Origin of the sequence: Pseudidiomarina terrestris (assembly GCF_030466405.1) — a bacterium.
Taxonomy (GTDB): domain Bacteria; phylum Pseudomonadota; class Gammaproteobacteria; order Enterobacterales; family Alteromonadaceae; genus Pseudidiomarina; species Pseudidiomarina terrestris.
Map to the genome: position 1 here is coordinate 1 of NZ_JAGGJF010000013.1, position 1,212 is coordinate 1,212.

Genomic DNA, 1,212 nt, shown 5'->3' on the forward strand with positions numbered 1-1,212 from the left:
TGACGGTCCCCCAAGAAAAAGATCCACAAGGACGATGAATTTGGGCATGATAAAGACCTTACGAGGGCCACGTCATGAAATCAAAACGTTTTTCAGTCGAGCAGATCGTTTCCGCTATAAAACAGCACGAAGCTGGCTTATCCATCGCCGAGATCGCTCGGAAAATGGGGATTGCCGAGGGCACTTTCTATGCTTGGAAAAAGAAATACGCTGGGCTTGAATCTGATCAAGTTCGAGAACTCAAGCAGCTACGAGAAGAGAATGAGAAGCTCAAACGGATTGTTGCGGATCTAACCCTTGATAAAGTTATGTTGCAAGATCTCAATACCCGAAAGTGGTAAGCGTACCGCAGCGTCGTAAGGCGGTGCGCCACTTAATCAGCCTCTACCGCATCAGTGAACGAAGAGCATGTGCGTTAACAGGACTAAGTCGCACGGCTTGCCGTTATAAGCCTCGCTCGGAGCCTCAGGAGGCGCTCCGCCAGAAGATCGTGGCGATAGCTAGAGCCCGCGTGCGATACGGTTACAAGCGTATTCATGTGATGTTAAAACGCGAAGGTATTCACGTGAATAAGAAACGCGTTCATCGCCTGTATTGTCTAGAAGGACTTCAGTTACGCCCCAAACGGCCGCGGCGCAACGTCAGTGGCGCACATCGAAAACGCGACTATGTACCAAGTACACGACCGAATGAGGCATGGGCGATGGACTTTGTTGCCGACCAGCTGTCTACCGGGAACAAGTTTCGTATTCTGACAGTTGTCGACACCTATACGCGAGAGTGTTTGGCAGCCGATATCGGAGTTCAATTACGCTCAGAGAATGTGGTTGCAACATTGACGCGACTTTGTCGAGAACGAGGCGCACCAAACCGTATTCATTGCGATAATGGCAGCGAATTTGCAGGACAAATGACTGACCTTTGGGCTTATACCAACAAGGTAACGCTAGCGTTCTCGCGTCCTGGTAAGCCAACAGATAATGCCTATATCGAGTCACTGAACGGCAGTTTTCGGGATGAGTGCCTTAACTGTCACTGGTTCGAATCGCTAACCGATGCTAAATTAAAAATCGAAGCTTGGCGGGATGACTATAACAAGAGTCGACCTCATCGGGCTTTAAATAACCTGCCACCCTTGCAGTTCGTGGCATCCATTGAAAATTGAACAGCTCAATTCATTCAGGGAGTGGTTCTAATAATGGGGGCCTGTCA

General features: G+C 49.2%; 1 protein-coding gene. It reads left to right on the forward strand.

Annotated elements, in window-relative coordinates; all coding sequences use genetic code 11:
• Nucleotides 1-74 precede the first annotated feature (74 nt).
• Nucleotides 75-1,165 (forward strand): IS3 family transposase gene (locus tag J6J34_RS12435; RefSeq protein WP_301722217.1). Its coding sequence is split into 2 segments (ribosomal slippage): nucleotides 75-324 and nucleotides 324-1,165, totalling 1,092 coding nucleotides; the frame shifts between segments, so codons are not numbered across the junction.
• Nucleotides 1,166-1,212: the final 47 nt, after the last annotated feature.